The sequence below is a fragment of the Pirellulales bacterium genome, from assembly GCA_035533075.1.
In the GTDB taxonomy this organism is placed as follows: domain Bacteria; phylum Planctomycetota; class Planctomycetia; order Pirellulales; family JAICIG01; genus DASSFG01.
In genome coordinates, this window is sequence record DATLUO010000081.1 from 85,516 (window position 1) to 110,171 (window position 24,656).

Consider the following 24,656-nt stretch of genomic DNA (forward strand, 5'->3'; position numbering starts at 1 on the left):
GTGTTTTCATGCGACGGTTGTTCTTCCTCGGGTTGGGGCTGGTGCTTGCAAGTTTGACACGATCGCCGCGCTCGACTGTCGCGGCGACCATCGAAGGCCGCGTCGTCGATTCGGCCGGCAAGCCGCTGGCAGGGGCGGAGGTGCGAATCTGGCAAAAGCTCAGAGCGCCCGATGGCCGCTTCGCCGATCGGCCGGTTGAATTCGACGGCGGCGACGTACTGCTCACCGACGCCGACGGGCGGTTCGTTTCGCCCGACGTGCTGGCCGGCGAGGCGTTTGCCCGCATCGTCATTGAAGCCGACGGCATGCTCGCCGGCCGAAGCGGCTGGATTGAGATCGGCAACGACGCGGCTGTTGCGGCTCCCGACATTCTGCTGAGGCGCCTGCGGACGGTCACCGGTGATGTAAACGATCGCCGCGGACAACCGGTCGCGCGCGTCACTGCGTTCAACTCAGGCGACGGACACCGGCGCGTCGAAGCGAAGACAGGCCGCACCGGCAAGTTCCTTCTCGAGGGCGTTCCAGAAGGCCCCGTTTTTCTGTTCGCCGAGAAATCTGGATATCGGTTTACCGGCCAGCGGCTAGAGGTTGGTCGATCGATCGCCGGCTTTACGTTGGCGTTGGTCGATGAGGAGGTCGAACCGCTCGCCACGTTGCCGCCGCTTGTTTCGCCCGACGACGAGAAGGCCCTCGCTCGCCAGGTCCTCGATCCGTGGCTTCGCGAAGCACGATCGGGCACCGAGATGCAAAAAATGTTTGCACTGGCGTCTCTCTCGCATATCGACCCGTTGGAAGCGTTCGAGGCCATCGACGCAATCGGCGTTCAATCGCCGAAGTATCGCACCGCGTCGCGCAATGAGTTTCTCAACATCGCCATTACGCGGGAGGTGTCGATTTCCACCGATAAACTCCAGGAGTTGATCGAAGCGGGCGACCAGCCGTTCGCAATGGCTTACCAGTATGTTCTGGCGACCCGTCATCTAGGCAACGGCGATCGGCAACAACAACGGGCTTGGCTCGATGCGGCGCTGGTTCATGCGCGACGCATCGACGGCCCCGCGCAGCGTGCGCAACTCCTGGCGGTCATCGCTGGTAGCCTCTTTTCGGTCGGCGACCGCGATCGGGGCACGGCGGTCTTGGCCGAAGCCGAAACATCAGCCGAGTCGATTCCTCACCTTGCCGCGGCGACGAACGCGATCGGCGAGCTGGCGTTGGCGACCGTTCACCAAGACCCCCAACGTGCGTTTCGTTGGTGGGAAAAAGTCCAAAACGGCCCGGCTTATGAGCGGCGCGACGGCGAGCTTGCCTCGCGGTTGCTGCGCCAGCGGCCCGAGCTGGCAGAGAAGATTTGGGACTTCGCCATGACACACCACGGAGCCGCCGATGCGCGGGCTCCGCCGCGGGTTTCATCGTTCCTGCCCGATATCTGTTACGGCTTGACAAAGGTCGATATCGCTCGTGCCGAGCGGTTGGTCGTCGCGACCGAACAGGCCGCTTTGCGCATTCGGGGTCAGGGCGCCATCGCGTTGGCGTTGGCGGAGTGCGACCCGGCCGGGGCGCGCAGGCGGTTGGAGCTGCTGATTCGCGACGAATTCTCGCGGCTTGCGACCGACGAAAGCCGCTGGTTCCGTTCGTGGTCGGCCCCGGCTACGGCGGCCTGGCTCTTGCCCATCGCCGAGCGCGTCGCCCCCGACTTGTGCGCTGAAATCCTGTGGTGATCGTTGGCGTTGCGGTTGCCCCGTCCGCGCCGCGACCATTTTAACGAAGAAGTCGAGGCCACCGATCTGGAACTGGCGAAAATGCTCGCCAGGTACGACCGCCACCTTGCTCGGGCCTTGCTCGATCCCATTGTCGAATCCGTAGAGCAGTTGATGCTGCCGGCCGCGACGGAGCTGAAGTCGCCTCAGGCATTGCAGGCGGCCCAATCCGCGGCGCAATTCGCCCGCGATCTGATCGCTGCGGCGGTGTACGTCGACTCGCACGCGGGCCGCGAGTTGCTCGATCGTGTCGCCGCCGCCGTATCCGCGTCGAGAGTTTATGCTGTCGAAGGCGCCAGACAGAGCTTCGTTTGGACCTTGGCGCGGCGCGGACCAGATCGTTGGTACGGCTTCTGGGATCCAGACCGTCAATGAGCAGCCATAAGGTCGTAGCCTTCTTGTTTGAACATGAGATCATCCTTACACAAGCATCTTCGAGAACACTAAGCGACACTAGTCTTCGCTAATCGACGAAAGAAAACCAATATTCCGATTAGTGTGAATCAGCGTTGATTATTATAGTGTTCCGATAGCGCCGATCTGCCCGTGTACCGCTTCTGCCTGATCTGCGATGCGGCGCCAAGAAGCGGGACGTTGGCTTGCCATCGCGGCAGGGGTAATATAACCACGATGCGTCCACTCGCGGCTGTTCTTTCGGGAGCTGTGCTTATGCGGTCCTTGTTCCTCGTCGTCTCATTGGGGGTAATGATTACTAGTTTGGCGCGCTCGGCGGTCGCGGCGACCATCGAAGGCCGCGTCGTCGATTCGGCCGGCAAGCCGCTGGCAGGGGCGGAGGTGCGAGTCTGGCAAAAGCTCAGAGGGCCCGATGGCCGCTTCGCCGATCGGCCGGTTGAATTCGACGGCGGCGACGTACTGCTCACCGACGCCGAAGGACGGTTCGTTTCGCCCGACGTGCTGGCCGCCGGGAACGCACAGATCGTGGCCGAGGCCGGGGGCATGCTCGCCGGCCGAAGCGGCTGGATTAAAGTCGCCAAAGACGCCGTGGCAACCAAAGCGCCCGACATCACGCTCAAAGGTCTGCGCCTCATCACCGGGCTGGTACTCGATCGCCGCGGCCGGCCGGTCGACGGCGCCACGGTGTTCAATTCGGGCGACGGACACGAGCGGGTCGAAGGGAGGAGCAAAGGCGGCGGAAAATTCCTCCTGACGGAAGTGCCGAAAGGCGGCGTGTTCTTGTTCGCCGAAAAGCCCGGCCACCGTTTTACGGGCGTGCGCTTGCCGGCCGATCAGGCTGAGGCAACACTCGTGCTGACCTCGCTCGACGAGCCCGCCGAACCCAAGGCCACCTTGCCGCCCCTGCTCTCCCCAGACGAGGAGTACGCTCTGGCGCGTGCCGTGCTCGATCCCTGGCTTGAGCGGTTGGCGAAATCCGGCACGCCTGAACTGAAGTTCAGAGGATTCTCGTGCTGGACCCAAATCAACGGCCTGGAAGCTTTCCAACATCTCGATTGGTTGGTCGACGTCGATAAGCCGGCCCGCGATCGACTTCGCAATTTCGCCGTTCTTTCGGTCATAACACATCGCGACCGCCTCTCGTGGGAGGAGGTGCGCGGGATGATCGAAGCGGGCGACGACGAGTACCACAAGGCCGCGGAGCTGATTCAGGCTTCCGATGAGATGCATAACGGCGAGATGGACGAGGGCGAGCAGGCGATGCGGCTTGAATGGCTCGAGTTGGCAGTGCCGCACGCGCGAAAAATCCCAGATCCCATACGGCGCGTGGGGGTTTTGGCAAGCGTGGCCGAACGCTTGTTTGCCCTGGGAGAAGTTGCGCGCGCCAGGCAGGTGCTTGCCGAGGCTGAGAACGACGCGAAGAGTTTGATTCCTGACGGAGCGGCGCAGTCTGCGTTCTTTCGTGTTGCGCTGGCGGCGGCGCATGACGATGCGGACCGCGCCATCGACTGGCTTGCAAAAGCGGCCTTTTACTTACGGCGGTCCGGCGGCCGCGTGGCCGCCGGATTGCTGCCCGATCATCCCCAGCGGGCCGTCGAAGCCTGGAATCTGGTTGCGGAGGCGATGCGCAAGGATCGAGGGCGAACGGGCGTCGAAGGCCGTGCGGCCGCGGAATTCTGCTATCGGCTGGCGAAAGTCGACCGCCCGCTAGCCGAACAGGTCGCCGCGGACGCCGAAGAAGCGATCATGCGCTATCGGGAAAAAGGCGCCATCATTCTGGCGCTGGCCGAGACGCAGCCGGCCGAGGCACGCCGGCTCTTGGCGGCGTTGGTGCGAGAGGAGCTTCCGCGGCTTCCCATCGACGAGAGTTGGCTTGCGGGGCTGCCTCTGGAGTCGGCGCCGGCGATTGCGGCGTGGCTCTTGCCGGTGGCCGAACGGGTCGATCCCGATCTCTGCGGCGAACTGTTTTGGCGGTCGCTGGCCTTGCGGCTGCCGCGCCCCGGTCGAAACAATCTCAATAATCAAGCTGAACGGGCCGACATCGAGTTGGCGAAGCTGCTCGCCAGGTACGACCGCGACGTTGCGCGGGCGCTGCTGGAACCGTTGGCTGCGAATGCCTGCGCAGGGCCCACAGCGGAACAACCGGACATGATCCTGCATGCGCTGCTGCATGTCGATCCGCGGTGGGCGAAGAGCTTCATCGACGCGCTTGCCGATGCGCCTTCATCGAAGATGCAACCACGTGCTGAGGCCGCTGCCGCGCGGGCCGCCTTCCCCGAAGTTGACGACCGCTTGCGGTTTAATCTCCTCTACGCTTTGGCGCTGCCACTGCCCGAGCGCTGGAACGGGCGGAACGAGTATTCCAATTCCGCCCCCTTCTGGAAGCCTTCTGCGATGGACAGGCCGTTGCCGCCCTAGCCGCCGATTTCAGGCGATACTCTCCGGCCTCTCCCGAAGGAAACGTCGGTCAGGCGTTTCGTGCGGGCCAGGAGATCATTGTGGCCAACGAGGGCACACCGCTGATGCGCGGCTGGCACACTTTGGCCGCGCTCTCGCAGGGGCAGCGATTGAAGGTCTTAAAGATGGAGGGCAACTGGGTGGGCACCAGTGCCACCGTCAACGGTCGAAGAATCAGCGGCTGGGCCTGGAATCGGCAGGTGGCCACGCCGTCGCAGTATGCCCGGCGGTGGACATCACAGCGCCGCTACTCCTATCAGCCCAGCGCGATGCTGATTCCCTACAGGCATCGGTACTCGACAAGTCCGTTGGACGAGGCGCGGGCGGGCCGCCGCTTGATTATGGGCGTGACTCCTTACGGCCCGGCCTACTGGCGCGCCGATCGGAAGATCGTGGGGTATTAGCCGCCACACCTCCTGTCGCTTCTCTTCACGGTTGACAGCTTTTTTGAACCGTCAACAATGCGTGAAGTGATCTTGCCTCTCACTTGCGAACCGGTCTCGAACATGTGCCTTGCCATTCCCGCCCAAGTCAGCGAATTTGCCAATGACGACAACGGCACCGCGACCGTCGACATCATGGGCGTGCGCCGCAAGGTGAGTCTGCAGTTGCTCGAAGACGATCCGCCCGACGTCGGCGACTGGGTGCTGGTCCACGTCGGCTTCGCCATGAGCAAGATCAGCCAGCAGCAAGCGGCCGATCAGTTGGAGATACTCCGCCAGTTGGGCGAGGCGGGCGCGGCGCAAGAAGAAGCCAGCGGCTACACGTAGGGCACCAAGGCAAAGGCGTGACATGAAATACGTCGATGAATTCCGCGACCCGCAACTCTTGCGCAACGCCCTATGCGAAATCCGCTCGCTGGTCGAACCGGGCCGAAAGTACCGCATCATGGAGGTTTGCGGCGGGCACACGCACTCGATCTATCGCTTCGGCCTGAAGGAGTTGCTCCCGCCGGAAGTGGAGCTGATTCACGGGCCGGGCTGCCCTGTGTGTGTGTTGCCGATGGGGCGGATCGACGACGGCCTCGATCTGGCCAACGATCCGAACGTCATCTTCACGGCCTTTGGCGACATGATGCGCGTGCCCGGCTCGAAAGGCAGCCCGCTGGAGAGCAAGGCCCGTGGGGCCGATGTGCGGATCGTCTATTCGCCCTTGGATGCCTTGCGGATCGCCCGGCGGCATCCGGACCGGCAGGTGATCTTTTTCGCCATCGGATTCGAGACCACGGCTCCTTCGACCGCGCTCACGGTATTACGGGCACGCGAGCTGGGGGTGCGGAATTTCGCCGTCTTTTCCAACCACGTGACGATCGTGCCGGCGATCCGGGCGATTCTCGAGTCGCCCGATATGCGGCTCGACGGCTTCATCGGTCCTGGGCACGTTTCAACGGTCATCGGCTGCCGGCCTTACGAATTTATTGCCCGCGATTATCGCTGCCCGATCGTGGTGTCGGGCTTCGAGCCGGCCGACATCTTGCAATCGCTGGTGATGCTCTTGCGACAGTTGCGGGCCGGCGAGAGCAAGGTCGAAAACCAATACGGCCGCGTGGTGCCGTGGCAGGGCAATGTGGCGGCGCTCAAGTCCTTGGCCGAGGTGTTTGAGATTCGGCCGCACTTCGAGTGGCGCGGGTTGGGATTTATCTCGCAGTCGGCCTTGCGGATCCGCGAAAACTATGCCGCCTGGGATGCCGAGCAGGTGATGTCCATTCGCGGCGTGTGCGTGGCCGATCCGAAAGCGGCCCAGTGCGGAGAGGTGCTCAAAGGGGTGCTCAAACCGCACGAGTGCAAGCTGTTCGGCACGGAATGCACGCCCGAACATCCAATTGGTGCGCTGATGGTCTCTTCCGAAGGCGCCTGCGCGGCCCATTTCAAATACTCCGGCGTGCGGTTGCCGGTCGTTACGGCTTGACCGCACGCCGCGGGCAGTGCAGGGTAGAAGTAACCGCCGTGGGTGGCAGAATCACTCAGACAATAGCGGCGGTTGGGGCAGAGTCTGGCCGAAGAACGGCTGGCATCTCGATAAGCCATGCGGCCAGGCGATGTCCCGGTCGCGCGGCGTCGGGGCGTCGCTTAGGCTCTCCCCCCGGCCACCGTGTTTTTCATCATTCAAGTGCCGAGAGCCGACCAAACACCAAACGCCCCAAAATCGCATGCTCGAACCGCCCGCCGTTCATTTCCACGACAAACAAATCTTCATGGCCCACGGGGCGGGCGGCGAAGCGTCGCGGCGGCTCGTGGAGGGGCTGTTTCGGCCCTTGTTTTCCAATCCGGCGCTCGACGCTTTGTCCGACGCGGCCCTGTTGGCGGTCCCCTCAGGCCGCCTGGCGATGACGGTCGACAGTTTTGTCGTTCAGCCGCTCAAATTCGCGGGCGGCTCCATCGGCGAGCTGGCCATCAACGGCACGGTCAACGACCTGGCCGTGTCCGGCGCCCGGCCCGTGGCCATCGCCGCCGCCTTCATCCTTGAGGCCGGCTTGCCGTCGGAAGTTTTACGCCGCGAGGTCGAGGCGATGGCCGCGGCCGCGCGTCGCGCGGGCGTCGACGTCGTCACCGGCGACACCAAAGTGGTCGAACACGGCAAAGGCGACGGAATGTACATTTCGACCACCGGCGTGGGCATCGTCGATGCTCGTGCCGATCTGGCGATCTCGCGCGTGGCGACCGGCGACCGCGTGTTGCTGTCTGGACCCATCGGCAACCACGGCATGGCCATCATGCTGGCCAGGGCCGAATTGGAGATCGAGGCCGACATTCTTTCCGACACGCGGCCGCTCGTCGAGCTGATCGATCGCTTGTTGGCCCGTGCCGGCACGGGCGTCAAATGGATGCGCGACGCCACGCGCGGCGGGGTGGCGACCGTGCTCAACGAACTGGCCCGCGAGGCGAACGTGGCGGTGACCATCGAGGAAGAGGCGGTGCCGCTGGATGACGACGTGCGCGGGGCCTGCGAGCTGCTGGGCGTCGATCCCCTGCACGTGGCCAACGAGGGGCAGTTCGTCGCGGTGGTGGCAGCGGAGGCGGCCGACGCGGCGCTCGACGCACTGCGGCGCACGCCCGGCGGCGAACGGGCCTGCATCCTGGGCGAAATCACCGCGGCGCCGATGGCGCGGGTATTGGCCAGGTCGTCGTTCGGCGGCGTGCGGGTGGTCGATATGTTGATCGGCGATCCGTTGCCGCGGATTTGCTAGCTTGTTGCCCGCGCGACGATGGCCTCGAACACGGCCAAAATGCCACCGACATTATCGATGTAATAACGCCCCTGATCGATTTGGCCGAGGCTGCCCGCCAGCTTGAGAAACTGCCAGTCCTCGCCGGTCGTCACGCAGCCATACATCTCGGAGCCGTTCTGCCCCGACCGCTGATTGAACAGTCGCGCGCCCGCCATTTGTGCGAAACATTGGCCGATGCCGCCTTCCACGTCATTCTTCTTGGCTTCGACGACCGTCATAATCGGGGAGCGGAGAGTGGGCAGCGGGGCGCCCGCCGCGAGGATGAAATCGCATTCCCCCACCAGGCCCTGATTGGGATCGACATCCAATCTTTGGCCGGAGTAAATCGCCAGCGATTTTGGACTTAGTTCTTGCGTCGCCAAAAGAATGGGAACGACGATGAATTCGCTACGGGCCTTTTCGCTCACCAACGCCTGGCGCAAGCCGCGACCGAGCGCCTCTTGGAGCCAGACTGGCGCGGCGACCGGTGCGAGTTGGGCAAACAAAACGGCTGGTTCAACGGAGATGCCCAACGCCGCCGCGGCAGAATCGAGCGTGAAATCGGCGTAGGACATCGGGGTACTGAAAAAGTTTCATGTCGGTCAGCGGAATGCAGGGTAGTCGATTATACATCGGCCTCCGGCAGCAGTGCCACCACGCGTGCCGGGCCGGCCGAGCCGCCTTTGACTTTTAATGGAAACGCGCAAACCGTGAAGCCGTGCGGCGGAAGCTGGTCGAGATTCGTCAGCCGCTCGATGTGGCAGTATTCTTTGTCGATGCCGACGTAGTGGGCCGCCCAGAAGATGTCGTCGCGGCGTTCGGCCTTGGCCCGCTGGGCGAGTACGGGCAACGGTACGTCCCAGCCCCAGGAGTCGATGCCGGTCAGCTTGACGCCCTGGTCGAGCAGCCAGCGAGTGGCCTCGGCGCTCATGCCGCAGCCGCGGGTGAAATACTCCCGGCTGCCCACCAGCCGGTCGTTGCCGGTCTGAATGAGCACGATGTCGCGCGGCTGCAAGGCATGGCCCACGCGCACCAGTTCGGCCCGCAGATCGGCGACGGCGATCGCCTCGCCGTGGCCTTTGTGCCGCAGGTCGAGCTTGATGCCCGGCCCGTAGCACCACTCCAGGGGCACTTCGTCGATCGTTTTGGCGGGCCGGCCTTCGCTGATCGGGCCGTAATGCCAGGGGGCGTCGACGTGGGTCGTGCCGTGGGTCGAGAGCTTGATAACGTCGTTGGCCCAGCCGAGCCGGGTGCGAAGGTATTTTCGCGGCAGGCCGAACAGCCAGCCGACGGCCCGTGCCCCGAAGCGGTGGTCCTGCCGCCAAACATGGCTGCGTGCCCAACGCGGGGCCCAGTCGGCATCGTTGTCCAAAGGCAGGCTGAGATCGACGATTCGCACGAAAAAGTTCCTCTTCCTTCTGCTGGCTTCTCAGAAGTTCATTGATTAAACTCCAAGGGACTTCTCTCCGCCAGAACAACTGCCAGGAACTGCCATGTACGCCCGCTTACTCTGTTTCACTTTCGCTTCGCTCGTGGTTTGGGCCTGGAATGCGGTCCAGGCCGATGAGCCGATCGTGCCCCCCGACGCCAAGCTCGAGCTGCTCTTTACCCGTTCGGCCCCGATCACCGGCGGTCTGACTGAAGGCCCGGCGGCCGCGCCCGACGGCAGCATCTACTTCACCGACATCCCCGACGGCAAGGCAAAGGGACAGATTCTGCGGTTCGACCCGGCCAGCAAGGAGACGACGGTCTTCGCCGCCGACAGCCATAAGGCCAACGGTCTGATGTTCGACGCCGAAGGCTTTTTGATCGCCTGCGAAGGCGCCGACTATGGCGGCCGCTGCGTCTCGCGCTGGGACGTCAAGACGGGCAAGCGCGAAGTGATCGCCGATCGCTACCTGGGCAAGCGTTTCAACGCTCCCAACGATTTGTGCATCGACCTGCGGGGACGCATTTACTTCACCGATCCGCGCTATTTGGGCGACGAGCCGCGCGAGTTGGAGCACCGTGCCGTCTACCGCATCGACCACGATAAGACGGTCATGGAAGTGACGCACGAGATCGAAAAGCCCAACGGCATCGCCCTGTCGGCCGATCAGAAGACGCTCTATGTGGCCGACAACAACAACGGCACCGACCGGATCGACCGCAGCGCTCCACCGCCGGAAAAAGGCGCCATGAAGATCCGCGCTTTTCCGTTGGGCGAAAACGGCCTGGTTTCAGGCGCTGGCCGCGTGGTCTATGATTTCGGCAAAGAATCGGGCTGCGACGGCATGACGCTCGATACCAAGGGGAATCTTTACCTGACGGCCCGCAGCTCGAAGCGGCCCGGCGTGCTGATTCTCGATCCGAATGGGCGTGAAATCGCCTTCATTCCCACCGGTCCTTCACAGCCCGACGCCAAGGAGCCGCACGGGCTGCCGAGCAACTGCGACTTCGGCATCGGCGACGAGAGCAACGTGCTTTATATCACCGTCGACACCAGCCTCTATCGCATCCGGTTGAACGCGACGGGGTATCATATTCCGTGGAAGGAATGACCAGCACTATGCCGACAGTTTTGCCGACGAATTTGGTGCGAACGCCGGAAATATGCGGTGGCCGGCTCCGCATCGACGGCACGCGAATGACGGTAAACCAGATCGTCACCCTCCACAAGCAAGGTCTGAGTGCCAAGGACATTGTCGCGCAATATCCACGACGAACGTTGAGCGAAATCTATACTGCGTTGGCATGGTACCATGCCAACAAAGAGCAGTTCGACAAAGAACTTGCCGCCGAAGCTGCCGACGACGAAAGAGCGCATTGTGAGGCGATCGGGGGGCATGGTTCGCGGGCTTCGGCTTCGTTATCTATCGAATGGCGAGGGCGGCTTTTAGTGCATCGTTCAGCATCTGGTGGTGGGCTGTCGACAACGCCCCAATCGTTGCCTTGACGTCCGACTGCGGAACAGTGTGAAGACGTTCGCACCGGATTACCGAATTAGTGAGCAACCCCGTGGCCGCCCCTTCATGCGTTGAGATATCGATGAACACTTGGTGCGCCTTACCGGCGCGCGAGATGTTCGACGTTATCTCGGCGATCACGGTCTCTCTGATCGAGCGGTTCAACGCGTCGCACTGCACGACCACCGCGGGTCGAGTCTTGCCGCCCCGCGATCCGACGAAAGGCACGAAGAGGAGCACGATGTCGCCGCGATTCATCGGTGCTTGTCGTATTCGTCGTAGATGTCCATCGACGGATCGAGCCAATCGCTCCCCTCAGCGGAGCGCGCCAGCACGGCGCGCAACTCGTCGTGGCTAAGCTCGTCCGCTAAAATCGCTCGAAGTCTTTCGTAGACGTCTGCACGCACTACCACGCAGTCGATCCCGTCGATGGTCATCCCGACCGAACCGCCGGTCTCAACTGCTTCGCGTTGTGCCTTGCTGAGGGTCATTTGGTCTCATTCTTTCAATCAATTTCGATCGAATCAAGTCCCATAGAGTGACGCCTCAACGCATTCAAGCTACGCCAGCATCTCCCTCACCACATGCCCCTCCGCCACCAGCGGCAGCGGGCGGCCGAGGCGGTCGTGCAGCATCGTGCCGGCATCAACGCCGAGCAGATGATAGATCGTCGCCAAAATATCCTTGGGCGAGACGGGGCGATCGACCACGTCGCCGCCGTGCTTGTCGGTGCGGCCGACGACGGCGCCGCGCTTGATCCCGCCGCCGGCGAACAGCCCGCCATAAGCTCGCGACCAGTGCTCGCGGCCGCCGCCGCGTGAATTCGTGATTCGCGGCGTGCGGCCATGCTCGCTGATGCAGGCCACCAGCGTCGTGTCGAGCATGCCGCGCGACTCCAGGTCGAGCACCAGCCCGGAAAAAGCCCGATCGAGCCCCGGCAACAGTTCGTCTTTCAGCCGCGTGAAGTGGTCGAAGTGCGTGTCCCAGGCGCTGTTGGCCGTCGTATATTCATCCCAGAAGACGGTGACCAGCCGGCTGCCTGCCTCGATCAACCGCCGCGCCGCCAACGTGGCTTGGCCAAACAGCGTCATGCCGTACTGTTCGCGCAGCGCGGCGGGCTCTTGCTGGATGTCGAGCGCCGAACGGACCGCTGGGGAGGTCATCAGCGAAAAGGCCATCTGCTGAAAGCGGCCCTGCGTCTCGACCGCGGCATGCGCGTCGAGCTGGCGTCGGGCCAGGTCGAACTGCGCGAGCAGGTCGCGGCGGCGGCTCAGCCGGTCGAGCGTGATCTCCGGTTGTAGTTGGGCCGCGCGCGAGAGCACCAACCGGTCGGAGGGCGAGATGCCCAGATACGGATCGGCGACCGGCACGTCGCGCTCGCCCCGCCAACGATTGACGACGCCGGTCGATTTGCCCTCGAACTCGGTCCACACCGGGTTATACGCCTGGCCCAGAAAGCCGCCATAAGGTCCGCCACGGGCAAACTCCCCACAGCGGCTGCTGAACTGAAACGGCAGACCCACATTGCCCGGCACCTCGCGCACCAGGCCGGGCCGGTCGCGACGCTCGAGGTAATCGAGCACGGAGCCGATGAACGGCCAATGCCGCGAGTCGTAGGGGTTCAGCTCCATCGGGATATCGACCTGCGGCACCCCCGTGAGCGCGTAGGCGGCCGAATGGATGTTGTACGGATGGGTCATCGACCGCACCACGGCGGCCCGATCGAGCACGCGGGCCAGGTTGGGCAGATACTCGCAGACCTGCATGCCCGGCACGGCCGAGTCGATGGTTGTAAACTCGCCGCGGATTTCGACGGGCGCGTCGGGCTTCGGATCGTAGGTTTCCAGTTGGCTCGGCGCGCCGTAAAGATAGAGCAGAATGCACGCCTTGGCCTGGCCAAAACCGGCCGCCGCCGCGGCCTCGCCGGCGTGCAGCGTTTCGTGCTTGAGAAGGTCGGCGGCCGAGAGTCCCAGCAAACTGAGTCCGCCCGCCCGCAGCAATTCGCGGCGGCTCAGGCCATCGCACAGCCGGCGGTTGGAACCCAGAATGCGGAGCATACGGAATTGCTGCTAGTTGTGTGCTTCTTGGACCGGAGTCTGTTGCGTCTGGTGCGCTTCGATCACGTGACCAGTTGGCGGCGTTACCGAGAGGCGCTGCCGTTCGTCGAGCGACAAACGCGCAACTTGGATAGCGGTCGGCATTTCAGCCAGTTCTAATTGCGCCAGGTCATGAGTGTATTCCTCGGCGAAGTTGCCTGCGCGTGTTTCGAGCGCGACGCAAACAGCCGCAACCGCAGGTTCATGATGAAACCTCTTTCCGGGCTGGAAGTCGCTCATGAGCGAATTGACGAATTGCCTTGTCGCGTCGTCAGCCAGTTCGCCGGTGCTCAGTGCCTGGCGAAGCTCGATGACTTCTGGCGACCGCGCCAGGTACCGTCGCACGGCGGCTGGATTCGGCAGAGAAGCCACGGTTCCGGAGAACTCCGGATCCAACAGACGGCTCAATAGAGGTGACATGCAGCTACAGCCTCCGATCCGTGAGGTAACGGATCTCAAAGTTGAAGCCCCACTTGGCGAATGGTACATCGTACTCACGATGAATTGATTCCCCCGCGGCGGAATTCCACTTGCTGATGATCATAGGGACGCGGCGGCCTTCTGCGCTCAAACCTTCAACGTGATAAGCGACTCTGCCCACGTGCAGCAACTCGTCAGCGTCCAAGTCGACGTAGGCAGCAACATCTCCGGGCATTGGAAACACACTCTTCGGCAACCATTCATAACCGTCATCGTCAATGATCTGCTGCCACAAACGCGGATCGAGAACGCTGGTCCGCCGGCTTGCCCAAACCATCCCAGCACAATTATACACGCCCGTGGCTGGGGTGCGTGAAATCCAGCCGCCTCCATGTTGGGCTGCGAATCTGGCATAATCCGCGATCCCTTTTGCGTCTGGCATCAACTCGACCAGATTCGCGATCGAACGGCCGGCTTTGGTCTCGACGGCAATCGTTCTCTCGGTCCTAAAGATTTTCACCTCCTCGAACATAGCATGCTGTCCATGACCCGATGATCTACGTGAACCGCAGCAGCGCGTATTTCTTCCTGCCCGATCGAAGCACCATCACGGTCTCGCTGGCAAGGTCGGCCTCGCCAAGCTGGCGGTCGATCGACTCGATGCGGCGGTTGTTCACGTAGCCGCCGCCCTGCTCGATGGTCCGCCGCGCCTCGCCTTTGCTCTTGGCAAGACCGGCCGACACAAAGGCATCGACGATATTCAGCCCCGCCGCCAGCTTGATGCGCTCCAGCTCCTGACTCGGCACGTCGGGAAAAATCTCGCCTAGTTCCAGGTCCGACAGCTCGCCGAACTCCGCGCCAAAAAAGATCTCGGTCGCGCGGCGGGCCTTGGTCAAGCCCGCCTCGCCATGCACCAGCCGCGTGATCTCTTCGGCCAGGCGGCGCTGGCTTTCACGCCGTTCGGGCTGCTGGCCGCGGGCGGCGTCGAGCGATTCGATCTCTTCGCGGCCCAGGTCGGTGAAGTAACGCAGGCACTTGCCGGCGTCCGAGTCGTCGATGTTGATCCAGTGTTGATAGAACTGATAGGGACTCGTCCGTTCGGGCGAAAGCCACAACGCTCCCGCCTCGGTCTTGCCCATCTTCGTGCCGTCGCTCTTGGTCAACAGCGGCGTGGTGATGCCATAAAGCTGCACGCCGCGCATCCGCCGGCCCAGGTCGATGCCGGCCGTAATGTTGCCCCACTGGTCGCTGCCGCCCACCTGCAGTTCGCAACCATGATGGTCGTGCAAATGCACAAAGTCGTATGCCTGCAAAAGCATGTAACTGAATTCCGTGTAGCTCAGCCCGATGTCGCTCCGTTCGAGCCGTGCCCGCACCGAGTCCTTGGTGAGCATCACATTGACCGGAAAGTTCTTCCCCACGTCGCGCAAAAAGTCCAGAAAGCTGTAGCGGCTGATCCAGTCGTAGTTGTTCACCAACAGGGCCGAGCCGGTCCCGCGATGAAAGTCGAGAAACGACGCCATCTGCGTCTCGATCGTGGCCACGTTGGCCCGCAGCTCTTCCAGCGACAGCAGCTTCCGCTCTTCGCTCTTGCCGCTAGGGTCGCCGATCATGCCGGTGGCCCCGCCCACGACCGCAATCGGCCGGTGCCCCGCCTGCTGAAAGCGGCGCAAGATCATCAGCGCCACCAGGTGCCCCACGTGCAGGCTGTCGGCCGTGGGATCGAAGCCGGCGTAAAGCGTGCGCGGCTTTTCGCGCAGCCAGCCGGGCAGTTTTTCGTCGTCGGTCGTCTGGTGAATCAGTCCGCGCCAGCGCAGCTCGTCGAAGATGTCGGTCACGTCATCTCCACATGTTATCGTCGGCGAAGGGATGCCCGGCCCCTTTGAACTTCGGCTTGGGCATCGCCCTCAGCGCCTGCTCGGCCAGCCGCAGGTCTTCTTGCGTGGTGATTTTCATGTTGATGGGCGAGCCTGGCACGACCGTCACGGGATGCCCAATCCGCTCGACGAGCTGGGCGTCGTCCGTGGCCTGAAACGATCCCCGCTTGGCGTAGGCGTCGAGCAAAAGCTGCCGCCGAAACACCTGCGGCGTCTGGGCCTCCCACAGCCCTTCGCGAGAGACCGTTTCTTCGATGGTCTGGCCTTTCACCCGTTTCAGCGTGGCCGCGACGGGCAAGGCCAGGATGGCGGCCCCGCTTTTTTCGGCCGCCTCGAACACGCGGGTGATCCATTCGTCGGCCAGGCAGGGCCGAGCGGCGTCGTGTACGGCGATGAAATCGACGTCGGCCTTCACGCGGGCCATCGCTCGTTCGATCGAATCGGCCCGCTCCTTGCCGCCTTCGACCACCTCGATGCCCAAAACGACCACGTTCGACGAGAACTTGAAGTCGAAGTCTTCGCGGTCGGCGGCGGAAATCACCACGATGAGCTGCTTCACATCCTGGCGGTGCAAGAAGCGTTCGGCCGAATGCAGCCACACGGCCCGATCGGCCAGTGGGGCGAACGGCTTCTTGTAGTTTTTGTCTTTGAAACGGCTGCTCGCCCCGGCAGCGGGTAAAATCACAGCAAACTTGGCCATTATGACGCTCCTTGGCACAATACGCGGTGATCCATTGTTCCCGCTGGAGCATCGCCGCTCAAGAGCGCCTGGGAGCAGTCCCAGGCGAGCGGGAACCGGCTCGCATCTGTAGGGAACGGACTCCGTGCCGTTCCGCGCGCACCGAACGATCATCAATCGGGATTCGGCGGAACGGCACGGAGTCCGTTCCCTACAGACTCTTGCCCGCTCGGCGTCCGGCGACCTACTCCGGGAGTTCCACCGTGTCGGTCAACGAGCTGCCGTTGGCCCGTCCGTTGCCATCGCTGCCGGCGATGAATTTGGCCACGACGACGGTGCAGTTGTCGTCGCCGCCCGCGTTGTTGGCTCCGCCCACGAGCCGCCGGCATAGGTCGGCGGCCGGCTCCGGCCCGCTCAGGATTTCGGTGATCCGCCCGTCGTCCAGCTCCTTGGTCAAGCCGTCGGTGCAGAGCAGCAACACGTCGCCCAGCGCCAGTTCCAGCTTGTGCGCCTCTCCCTTGACCGAGTCGGAGCTGCCGCCGATCGCATTCCACAACACATGGCTGAACCGAGAACGGCTGGCCTGCTCCGCCGGAATCATGCCCGCCTCGACAAATTTCTGGGCCAGCGTGTGGTCCGTCGTCACCTGTTGCAGTTGGCCGTCGCGCAGCAGGTAACAACGACTATCGCCGGCGTGCATCACGTAGGCGTTCGGCCAAGCGACGTAGGCCAAGGTCAGCGTGGTCCCCATGCCGCGGCGCTCAGGCCGGCTCTCGCCCTCGGCGTGGACTTGCTGGTCGCATTGCCGCAGGGCCTGCTGCCATTCGGCAAACACCTGTTCGTCGTCGCAGTCGTCGAGCCGGGCACACCAGTGCATGGCGTTCACCGCGAAATGGGCCAGGCAATCGACGGCCAGCGTGCTGGCCCGTTCGCCCGAAGCGTGCCCACCCAGGCCGTCGGCCACCAACAGCAATTGGCCGTGCGTTCCGCCCGTCAAATACGCGGGATCGGCAGCGGGCAGGCTGGTATGGTGGACCTGCAGCGATTTTCGCAGGTCGGCCACCAGGAACTGGTCTTCGTTCATGTCGCGGACGATGCCGCGGTCGGTCATGCCGAAGCAGTCGATTTTACCCGGCGGCGATTGACGGTGGGCCTGGGGAACGTTGAAGGTATCAAGAATCATAACGTAGCGGTCGTTTCGGCCCTGGCAGTAGAACAAAGCAGAGGTGCAATTCGCGTGCCTCAGCTTCGGCACGCTGATTGCAATTCCACACTTCCACAATCATTCGCATCGACAGGCAAAAAGGAAATGAGCAATCCGCCCATCATCAAGAGCCTGATCTTAGGGGCAGTGCTGCTGCCGCACAACGTTAGCTTTCGATACGATGTGCCGACCAGGGAACGGCCATCCATCCCAGCCCCATCCGTCCCAGCCAAGGTGCCGGCCGGTGAGTTTTCGGCCGGCATCCGTGCTTCGATAAACGCACGGCTGCGGCCAAATCGCAGCGGGCGGCCTGTGCGCGGCGACTTTCCCGAATATCGCCCCGGCGCCCGTGCCAGCGGGGCGGAGACCTTTTGGCGGTGACCACTGGCACCCCACGCCCGGCCTTTGCGGGAACAATCTGGTCGTTGCCCGGCCAGCATTAGATCGGGCAAAACCGCTCTTGCCCGAGTTCCGCAGCCGAGCGTACTATGGTTGAATGACCTGCGACGAACCCTCCACTCTCAGCGTGGCCGAAGCCCGACAACTTCTGCTGCAATGGGCCGAAGCGTGCGCCCAGGGCACGGCCCGCGACCGTATCGAGCTGGTCGAGCGGCTTTTGGGCAAAAGCACGTGCCGGCGGCTGGGCATCTACCGCGTGCCCGACGATTTCCTGCTTTCGGTCGTCATCCCCGTCTACAACGAAGTGCGGACGATCGAGGAAGTGGTGGCCCGCGTGCGCGGTTCGGGCGTGCCGGTGCAGGTCATCATCGTCGACGACGGCAGCACCGATGGCACGCGCGAGTTGCTCAACGGGTGGAAAGGCGCCGCCGACCTGACGATCGTGATGCACGAAACGAACCAGGGCAAAGGCTCGGCCTTGCGCACCGGATTCAGCCATGCCAAGGGCGACGTGGTGATCGTGCAAGACGCCGACCTGGAGTACGACCCGGCCGAGTTCGAGAAGCTGATTCAGCCGATCATCGAAGACGAGGCCGACGTGGTGTTCGGCAGCCGCTTTGCCGGCGACAATCAGCGTGTGCTGTACTTCTGGCACTCGGTGGGCAACAAGCTGCTGACGTTCGTCTCCAATTGCATGACGAACCTGAACCTCACCGACATGGAAACGTGTTACAAAGCGTTTCGCCGCGAGGTGATTCAGCGCATCGCCCCCACGTTGCGCGAGCAGCGGTTCGGCATCGAGCCGGAATTGACGGCCAAAGTGGCCAAGATGCCCGGCGTCCGCATTTACGAACGGCCGATCAGCTATCGCGGCCGCACCTATGCCGAAGGCAAGAAGATTACCTGGCGCGACGGCTTTCGGGCATTCTATTGCATCCTGCGGTATTCGCTCTTTGACCGCTAACTGATTCCCACACGGTCGACGAACTCACAGCCAACAAGCACGCCTCCGCCGTTGGTGCATGCCACCTGACGCACGATGCGGGCCGCCACATAGGTGAGTTGCGGAGCTCGACCCAGGCCGATAATCACTTTGGCGAAATTCGCCCGTTGCGGCCAATAGAAGGCCAGCCCCGAGCTGGATAGATCGCGGCACTCCACCGGCACGAACTGCTCCGCCTTGGGCATTTTGCGAACAAACGGCGCCATCCACTGCTGCACGGGGAACTTTTGTCGCGGGCTGCGTCGTCGCTCCGGTCGTCCGCCGTCGCGTTCGAGATTCTCCACGATCTTCTCCAGCAGATCGGGATTCAGCTCGTAGAAGGCTTCGGTCTGGTCAACGGCATTCATAACGTTCGACTCTGCGCCAGCTCGGCTTTCGCTCTCTCTCCGGGAGAGGTCAGGTGCGGGGCCGTTTCCCTCTCTGGCAAGACTAGCTTTCTTTCACCGGCGGTGTTTGCGTCGCCAGCACCGGGGTTCCTGCCGGATGTAACGGATGTAACGATGGTATTGATGGAGACCATGGCGAGTGTTAGCGTGGTTTCTTTGACGGATGAGGGATGAGAGATGAGGGATGAGAGATGAGGGATGAGAGAGGAGAGATAAACGCTGGCCGTTCCATGCCCTTGATTGTCCAGAAATTCGGCGGCACCAGCGTCGCCGACAGCAAGAAGATTCTCGCCGCCGCCCGAAAGGCCATCCGCGCTCAACAAGACGGAAACCAGGTGGTGGTCGTCGTCAGCGCGATGGGCCACAATACCGACCTGTTGATCGACCTGGCCAACGAGATCACCGACAACCCGCCCGCCCGTGAAATGGACATGCTCCTTTCCACCGGCGAACAGGTGAGCGTGGCGCTGATGGCCATGGCCATCGAGTCGCTGGGCTACAAGGCGATCAGCATGACCGGCGCTCAGATCGGCATCAAAACCGACAGCACGCACACCAAGGCCCGCATTCATTCCATCTCGACCGACCGCATGCGTCGGGCACTCGACGATGGGAAGATCGTGATCGCCGCCGGCTTTCAGGGCGTCGATGAAGAATCGAACATCACGACGCTGGGCCGCGGCGGCAGCGATACGACGGCGGTCGCCCTGGCCGCGGTGCTGGGGGCCGATGCTTGCGAAATCTATACCGACGTCGACGGCGTCTATACCACCGATCCGCGCGTGCTGCCCGAAGCCCGCCGCGTGAAGCAGGTGAGCTACGACGAAATGCTGGAGCTGGCCAGCCTGGGCGCCGGAGTGATGCACAGCCGCTCGATCGAGTTCGCCAAGAAATTTTCGGTGCCGATTCACGTGCGGAGCAGCTTTTCCGACATTCCCGGCACAATGATCGTGACCGACGCCGAAGCGGCCGGACAGGCGGTGGGCGGGGCCACGCTGGTCAAGAACGAGTCGCGCGTGACGATTCTCGGCGTGCCCGACCGGCCGGGTACGAGCCACGCCATCTTCTCGAAGATCGCCGCCAAAAACATCTCGGTCGATATGATCGTGCAGAACGTGGGCAGCGACGCCCAGGCCGACATTTCTTTCACGGTGATCCGCGACGACCTGCCCGCCACCTTGCAGGCCGTGGCCGACGCGGCCAAGGAGCTGGGGGCCGAAGACTACACGCACGACGAGAATGTCTCGAAAGTTTCCGTCGTCGGCCTGGGCATGGCCACGCAGACGGGCGTGGCCCAAAAGATGTTTCGGGCCTTGGCCGACGCCAAAGTGAACATCGAGATGATCTCGACCAGCGAGATCAAAATCTCGGTGCTCGTCTCTCGCGACGACGGGCAGACGGCGTTGCGGACCGTGCATGGCGCGTTCCAGCTCGACAAAGAGCCGTCCGGTGCGCAAGCATCGCCGCATGAGGTTCCGCGCTCGCGCAACGGCGACGCCACGGCCATCGTCGCCCGCCTGCAAGGCATGGAAGACCTGACCATCAGCGACATCCGGCTCGATGAGACGCAGGGCCGGGTGACGATCTCAGGCGTGCCCGACGCGCCGGGCATCGCCGCCGCGGTCTTCGAGCACGTGGCGGCGGCCGGCATTTTCGTCGACATGATCGTGCAGAGCTACGGCCGCGGCGGCCGGGCCAACCTCAGCTTCACCGTGCCGCAGGCCGCCTTCGATAAGGCCATCGCTTCGAGTAAGGAAGTGGCACAACGGCTGGGCTGCGGACCCGTGAGCGGCTCGGCCCGCGTGGCCAAGCTGTCCGTGTCGGGCATCGGCATGCGCAGCCACACCGGCGTGGCCATTCGCATGTTCAAAGCGCTGTCGGAGGCCGGCATCAATCTGGAAATGATCAACACCAGCGAGGTGCGCGTGAACGTCGTGGTCGACGGCGCCGCCGGGCACGAGGCCCTCAAGCGGCTGCAAAACGCCTTCGCCGACGTGCAGCGATAGATGAAGACTTGGTGGACCATCCTGCGAATCTCGATCGAGGAGCGGCTCGTCTACCGCGGCGACTTCGCCCTGGGCACGTTGATGCGCTTTCTGCCGATTGTCACCCAGGTGTTCCTTTGGAAAGCGATCTTCGACGCCAACGAGCGGACCGACATCGCCGGCTACAGCTATCACGACTTCATCGCTTATTATCTGCTGACGATGCTCAGCCGGGCGTTTTCGAGCATGCCCGGCCTCGCGTCGGGCATCGCCCTGCAAATCCGCAACGGCGAAATCAAAAAGTTCCTGGTGCAGCCGATCGACCTGGTCGGCTTTCTGCTGTTGGGCCGCGTGGCTCACAAGCTCGTCTACTACGTCGTGGCGGCCGCGCCGTTCGCCTTGGTGTTCTTTCTCTGTCGCGGTTTCTTTCCAGGTTGGCCCGATGGATGGACGCTGGCCGCATTTGGCCTGTCGCTGGTGATGTCGTTTCTGCTCGGCTTCTTTCTCGAAGCCACGCTGGGGATGATCGGCTTCTGGTTTCTGGAAGTCAGCTCGCTGTTGTTCGTCTATATGCTTTTCAATTTCTTCTTTTCCGGGCACATGTTCCCCATCGACATGCTGCCCGGCATCTGGGGCAAGCTCGTGGAGATGCTGCCGCTCAAATACCTGGCCTACTTCCCGTCGGCCGTATTCCTGGGCAAAATCCAGGGGCCGCAACTCGTGCGAGAACTGCTGCTGGAGTTCTGTTGGCTGCTGTTTTTCATCGTCGCCTGTCGCCTGGCCCTTCGTCGCGGTTATCATCGTTACAGTGGATATGGAGGATAGGGTTCATGGTTCACTAAGCACTGACCACGGACTACTGACCACTGACTACCGACTACTGACCACATGTCCGACCAGCCCAACTACTTTCGCGTGTTCCTGACCTTCGCCCAAAACAGTCTGGTGCGCGACATGACGTTCCGGGCGAACTTCATCATCGATGGCGTCTCGTCGCTCTCTTGGGTACTGATGAACCTGGGTTTTTACGTACTGATTTTCGAGTATACGGGCGAAATCGGCGCGCGGACGGGATGGCACAAGTACGAGTTTTTCGTGTTTCTGGCCACGACGCTGTTCATCAACAGCCTCGTGCAGACCTTCTTCATGCCCAACGCCAACGAGTTCAGCGAGCTGATCCGCACCGGCAATCTCGACTTCGCGCTGTTAAAGCCGATCGACACGCAGTTCCTCATTTCCTTGCAGCGAGTGGAATGGTCGAGCCTGGCGAACTTCGTCTTTGCGGGCGTCCTGCTGGGGTATTCGCTGACGGAGTTGAGCCACCGGCCCCCCTTGCTGCAAATGGTGCTCTATCCGGTCTACGTGGCCTGCGGCGTGGCGGTGCTGTATAGCCTGATGATTGTGCTGTCGAGCGTCAGCGTCTGGTTGGGCCGCAATCAAAGCCTTTACGACTTCTGGTTTTACATCACCAATTTCTCGCGTTATCCGATGGAGATTTACCGCGGGTCGATCGGCACTCCGCTACGGCGGATCTTCACGTTCATCATTCCGGTGCTGATCGTGGTCAACGTGCCGGCCCGACTGTTGGCCAAGCCGCTGGAAAGCGACAACTGGCCCTTGGCGGCCTTTGCCCTGCTGGCCACCGCCGGCAGCCTGCTGGTTTCGCGTGCGATCTTCAACCGTGCCCTGGCCAGCTACCGCAGCGCCAGCAGCTAGCGAGGGAGGGACGGAGAGAGGGAGAGAAGGAGAGACGGAGGGAGACAAGGAGAAAACTACCTCGCGCGATGTGCTGCAATGCCGCTCCCCGTATCGCTCCTTCCCTCCGTTTCTCCTTCGCTCCCTCTCTCCGTCGCTCCGTCTCTCCTCCCTCGCCCTCCTTCCATCCGACGTGCGCCAGGGTATCATGGGAGAACCGCATTCACCCTTTTACCTTTCCGAGGCCCTTGCCATGCACCACGACGACCACGCGTTCCGTCCCGAGATTTCCCGCCGACAGCTTTTGACCACTGCCGCCGCCGGCACCGTGGCCTTGACGACCGGCGTGGCCCGCGCCGCGGAGGCGCCCGTGGCCGCCCGCGGCAACATCAAGCAGTCGCTCGTTCAATGGTGCTACAAGAAATACTGGAATGCCGACGAGATGTGCCGCGTGGCCAAACAGCTTGGCTGCGTCAGCATCGAGCTGGCCGATCGGAAGGACTGGCCGACCATCAAGAAGCACGGCCTGACCTGTGCCATCGCCACCAGCCACACGTTCGAGAAAGGGATGAACAACCCCGAATATCACGAGATGTGCATCGACAAGATTCGCTCGTCGATCGACGCCTGCGCGGAGTACGGCTTTCCGAACGTGATCACGTTCACGGGTTTTCGCGAGAACATTCCCGACGACGTGGGCCTGGCCAACTGCGTCAAGGGCTTTAAGAAGATCATCGGCCACGCGGAAAAGAAGAAGGTGAATCTCTGCCTGGAGATGCTCAACAGCCGCGTGAATGAGGAGATGAAGGGGCATCCCGGCTATCAGGGCGATCACACCGACTACTGCATGGAGATCATTCGCGAGGTCGGTTCTCCGCGGATGAAGCTGCTGTTCGACATTTACCACGTGCAGATCATGGACGGCGACGTGATCGTGCGGCTCAAGCAGTACGCCGACTACATCGCCCACATCCATACGGCCGGCAATCCCGGCCGCCGCGAGTTGGACGACCAGCAAGAAATCAACTATCCGCCGATCATGCGGGCACTGTTGGAAGTGGGCTACACGGGTTACGTCGGGCAGGAGTTCATTCCCACCCGCGACCCGCTCGACGGCCTGCGCCAGGCCGTGGCCTTGTGCGACGTGTGACGGCGACGCCTGGCCCGGATTATTCGGCCCGTAGCTGGCCTCGTGAGAGGTCAGGCCGTGGTGAACAAAAAAACTTGGTTGACTTCCCGCTTTCGGGCCGGACTCGGTTGTTGTGCAACCAGCCGGCGTACCGACGCACGCGTGTCCGCACGTTGCGTTGCGGAAAACAACGCCGTCGTTGCGGCGAGCTTGCAACGCAACTCGCATGGATGGCGGGTCTTCCAACAATCTTGAGGCCGCCTTGAAAAAAACCGGCCGCAACCACCGTGATGGAGAGTAGGCCGGCGATCCAGCCTTCGACCTCGGCGACGATTTTGGCCACGCGTTGCCGTGAGATGCCGTAATCCGCGGCCGGGGCGTCTTCCGTTTCGCCGTCGAGCACATGTCGCTCATAGATGCGGCAATCGCGGGGGTTGGGCGCTCGGCGGCCGTTCGTGGCGTGTGCCGGCGCGCCGGGGCTTGCATCGGCGTTTTCTTTGGCGGCGGTGCCGCCCTTTCGTCGCGGTTTTTTCACGGGAGGGTCATTCATGGCCTGTTCTTCTTTGTTGAAATGCGATGCGCGGGGTTGGTTCACACCATTACGGCACGCTCCGTCGGCCTCAAAGCTTCCCGCGTTCTACCTGCCGGTTGGCTTGGGACGTGCAAAGTAAGCGTCACGCCCGGCGCGACGACCGGCCCGCCGTGACTCAGAGGAGGTGTAACTGGTCGCTGGTCCGATCGGTGGCGCTGGCCATGGCGCAAATTTGCGCCAGTGGGAAAAACGCGGCGGATTTTGCGATGTCATAGACCACAGGTGGGGTTTCGTGCTCGGCTGGGCGCACGGTCTTTGCAAATTTGCAAAGACCGCAAAACACGGCGGATTTGGGCATGGGATACCTCAAAGCAGCGGACGTCGCGGTGGTTCCGCGTTCGCCAGTCCCCGTGAGCGCTCGCCTTGGACGACTACGGTCGCCGTTGATCTTTCCTGACTGTAGCCGGCGG

The 24,656-nt window shown here is 62.7% G+C and carries 26 protein-coding genes; 13 read left to right on the forward strand and 13 right to left on the reverse strand.

From position 1 onward, the window contains the following. Positions 1–8 precede the first annotated feature (8 nt). The 7 genes from VNH11_10960 to hypE all read left to right on the forward strand — a co-directional run bounded on the left by VNH11_10960 (position 9) and on the right by hypE (position 7,815). Positions 9–1,718, forward strand: coding sequence for a carboxypeptidase-like regulatory domain-containing protein (locus VNH11_10960; protein HVA46875.1), 1,710 nt, complete (start codon positions 9–11; stop codon positions 1,716–1,718). Positions 1,719–1,733: 15 nt separating this feature from the next. Beyond that, a complete protein-coding gene (locus VNH11_10965) occupies positions 1,734–2,132 on the forward strand; it encodes a hypothetical protein (GenBank protein HVA46876.1) in 399 nt (132 codons plus the stop codon). Between the two features lie 294 nt (positions 2,133–2,426). Then, positions 2,427–4,589 carry a carboxypeptidase-like regulatory domain-containing protein gene (locus tag VNH11_10970; protein HVA46877.1) on the forward strand — a complete coding sequence of 721 codons (2,163 nt, stop codon included), beginning with the start codon at positions 2,427–2,429 and terminating at the stop codon, positions 4,587–4,589. Between the two features lie 80 nt (positions 4,590–4,669). After that, positions 4,670–5,032 (forward strand): hypothetical protein, encoded by a 363-nt coding sequence (locus VNH11_10975; GenBank protein HVA46878.1) that lies wholly within the window; start codon positions 4,670–4,672, stop codon positions 5,030–5,032. A gap of 57 nt (positions 5,033–5,089) precedes the next feature. Continuing rightward, positions 5,090–5,398: a HypC/HybG/HupF family hydrogenase formation chaperone gene (locus VNH11_10980; GenBank protein HVA46879.1), complete on the forward strand. Its 309-nt coding sequence runs from the start codon at positions 5,090–5,092 to the stop codon at positions 5,396–5,398. Positions 5,399–5,420: 22 nt separating this feature from the next. Further along, positions 5,421–6,536, forward strand: a complete 1,116-nt coding sequence (gene hypD / locus VNH11_10985) for a hydrogenase formation protein HypD (GenBank protein HVA46880.1) — start codon at positions 5,421–5,423, stop codon at positions 6,534–6,536. Positions 6,537–6,777: 241 nt separating this feature from the next. Continuing rightward, entirely contained in the window at positions 6,778–7,815 is a 1,038-nt protein-coding gene (gene hypE, locus VNH11_10990; protein ID HVA46881.1) for a hydrogenase expression/formation protein HypE, read from the forward strand. On the opposite strand, the gene VNH11_10995 is transcribed toward hypE, so the two are convergent. Both VNH11_10995 and VNH11_11000 read right to left on the reverse strand, forming a co-directional pair. Beyond that, positions 7,812–8,411, reverse strand: coding sequence for a hypothetical protein (locus VNH11_10995; protein HVA46882.1), 600 nt, complete (start codon positions 8,409–8,411; stop codon positions 7,812–7,814). The genes hypE and VNH11_10995 overlap by 4 nt on opposite strands. Before the next feature lie 50 nt (positions 8,412–8,461). Next, a complete protein-coding gene (locus VNH11_11000; GenBank protein ID HVA46883.1) occupies positions 8,462–9,235 on the reverse strand; it encodes a cyclase family protein in 774 nt (257 codons plus the stop codon). A 94-nt stretch (positions 9,236–9,329) separates the two neighbouring features. Between VNH11_11000 and VNH11_11005 the strand changes: the two genes are divergently transcribed. After that, positions 9,330–10,376, forward strand: a complete 1,047-nt coding sequence (locus VNH11_11005; protein ID HVA46884.1) for an SMP-30/gluconolactonase/LRE family protein — start codon at positions 9,330–9,332, stop codon at positions 10,374–10,376. A 312-nt stretch (positions 10,377–10,688) separates the two neighbouring features. Here the strand turns inward: VNH11_11005 and VNH11_11010 are convergent, their stop codons facing one another. The 8 genes from VNH11_11010 to VNH11_11045 all read right to left on the reverse strand — a co-directional run bounded on the left by VNH11_11010 (position 10,689) and on the right by VNH11_11045 (position 17,036). Further along, a complete protein-coding gene (locus tag VNH11_11010) occupies positions 10,689–11,039 on the reverse strand; it encodes a type II toxin-antitoxin system PemK/MazF family toxin (GenBank protein ID HVA46885.1) in 351 nt (116 codons plus the stop codon). After that, the gene (locus VNH11_11015; GenBank protein HVA46886.1) at positions 11,036–11,272 is read right to left on the reverse strand and encodes a hypothetical protein; all 237 of its coding nucleotides are present in this window, start codon (positions 11,270–11,272) and stop codon (positions 11,036–11,038) included. Before VNH11_11015 ends, VNH11_11010 begins: the two co-directional genes overlap by 4 nt. Positions 11,273–11,341: 69 nt before the next feature. After that, the gene (locus VNH11_11020) at positions 11,342–12,838 is read right to left on the reverse strand and encodes a DUF1501 domain-containing protein (GenBank protein ID HVA46887.1); all 1,497 of its coding nucleotides are present in this window, start codon (positions 12,836–12,838) and stop codon (positions 11,342–11,344) included. A 12-nt stretch (positions 12,839–12,850) separates the two neighbouring features. Beyond that, positions 12,851–13,273, reverse strand: a complete 423-nt coding sequence (locus VNH11_11025) for a hypothetical protein (GenBank protein ID HVA46888.1) — start codon at positions 13,271–13,273, stop codon at positions 12,851–12,853. A gap of 28 nt (positions 13,274–13,301) precedes the next feature. Next, positions 13,302–13,829 (reverse strand): hypothetical protein, encoded by a 528-nt coding sequence (locus VNH11_11030; protein HVA46889.1) that lies wholly within the window; start codon positions 13,827–13,829, stop codon positions 13,302–13,304. Positions 13,830–13,854: 25 nt separating this feature from the next. Next, the gene (tyrS, locus tag VNH11_11035; protein HVA46890.1) at positions 13,855–15,135 is read right to left on the reverse strand and encodes a tyrosine--tRNA ligase; all 1,281 of its coding nucleotides are present in this window, start codon (positions 15,133–15,135) and stop codon (positions 13,855–13,857) included. Position 15,136: 1 nt separating this feature from the next. Then, positions 15,137–15,874: a 2-C-methyl-D-erythritol 4-phosphate cytidylyltransferase gene (gene ispD / locus VNH11_11040; protein ID HVA46891.1), complete on the reverse strand. Its 738-nt coding sequence runs from the start codon at positions 15,872–15,874 to the stop codon at positions 15,137–15,139. Positions 15,875–16,097: 223 nt separating this feature from the next. Then, the gene (locus VNH11_11045) at positions 16,098–17,036 is read right to left on the reverse strand and encodes a protein phosphatase 2C domain-containing protein (protein ID HVA46892.1); all 939 of its coding nucleotides are present in this window, start codon (positions 17,034–17,036) and stop codon (positions 16,098–16,100) included. A gap of 517 nt (positions 17,037–17,553) precedes the next feature. Between VNH11_11045 and VNH11_11050 the strand changes: the two genes are divergently transcribed. Next, positions 17,554–18,420 carry a glycosyltransferase family 2 protein gene (locus VNH11_11050; protein ID HVA46893.1) on the forward strand — a complete coding sequence of 289 codons (867 nt, stop codon included), beginning with the start codon at positions 17,554–17,556 and terminating at the stop codon, positions 18,418–18,420. On the opposite strand, the gene VNH11_11055 is transcribed toward VNH11_11050, so the two are convergent. After that, entirely contained in the window at positions 18,417–18,806 is a 390-nt protein-coding gene (locus VNH11_11055; GenBank protein HVA46894.1) for a PilZ domain-containing protein, read from the reverse strand. The genes VNH11_11050 and VNH11_11055 overlap by 4 nt on opposite strands. A gap of 269 nt (positions 18,807–19,075) precedes the next feature. Here VNH11_11055 and VNH11_11060 point away from each other — a divergent pair, with 269 nt between their 5' ends. The 4 genes from VNH11_11060 (at position 19,076) to VNH11_11075 (ending at position 23,675) form a co-directional block, all read left to right on the forward strand. Then, positions 19,076–20,851 carry an aspartate kinase gene (locus tag VNH11_11060; protein ID HVA46895.1) on the forward strand — a complete coding sequence of 592 codons (1,776 nt, stop codon included), beginning with the start codon at positions 19,076–19,078 and terminating at the stop codon, positions 20,849–20,851. Beyond that, on the forward strand, positions 20,852–21,655 hold the full coding sequence (locus tag VNH11_11065; GenBank protein HVA46896.1) for an ABC-2 family transporter protein: 804 nt from the start codon (positions 20,852–20,854) through the stop codon (positions 21,653–21,655). Positions 21,656–21,718: 63 nt separating this feature from the next. Continuing rightward, positions 21,719–22,546, forward strand: a complete 828-nt coding sequence (locus tag VNH11_11070; protein ID HVA46897.1) for an ABC-2 family transporter protein — start codon at positions 21,719–21,721, stop codon at positions 22,544–22,546. Between the two features lie 232 nt (positions 22,547–22,778). Then, entirely contained in the window at positions 22,779–23,675 is an 897-nt protein-coding gene (locus tag VNH11_11075; protein HVA46898.1) for a TIM barrel protein, read from the forward strand. A gap of 19 nt (positions 23,676–23,694) precedes the next feature. Here the strand turns inward: VNH11_11075 and VNH11_11080 are convergent, their stop codons facing one another. Together VNH11_11080 and VNH11_11085 are read right to left on the reverse strand one after the other, a co-directional pair. Beyond that, positions 23,695–24,204 carry a hypothetical protein gene (locus VNH11_11080; protein HVA46899.1) on the reverse strand — a complete coding sequence of 170 codons (510 nt, stop codon included), beginning with the start codon at positions 24,202–24,204 and terminating at the stop codon, positions 23,695–23,697. A gap of 157 nt (positions 24,205–24,361) precedes the next feature. Further along, entirely contained in the window at positions 24,362–24,544 is a 183-nt protein-coding gene (locus VNH11_11085) for a hypothetical protein (protein HVA46900.1), read from the reverse strand. Positions 24,545–24,656: the final 112 nt, after the last annotated feature.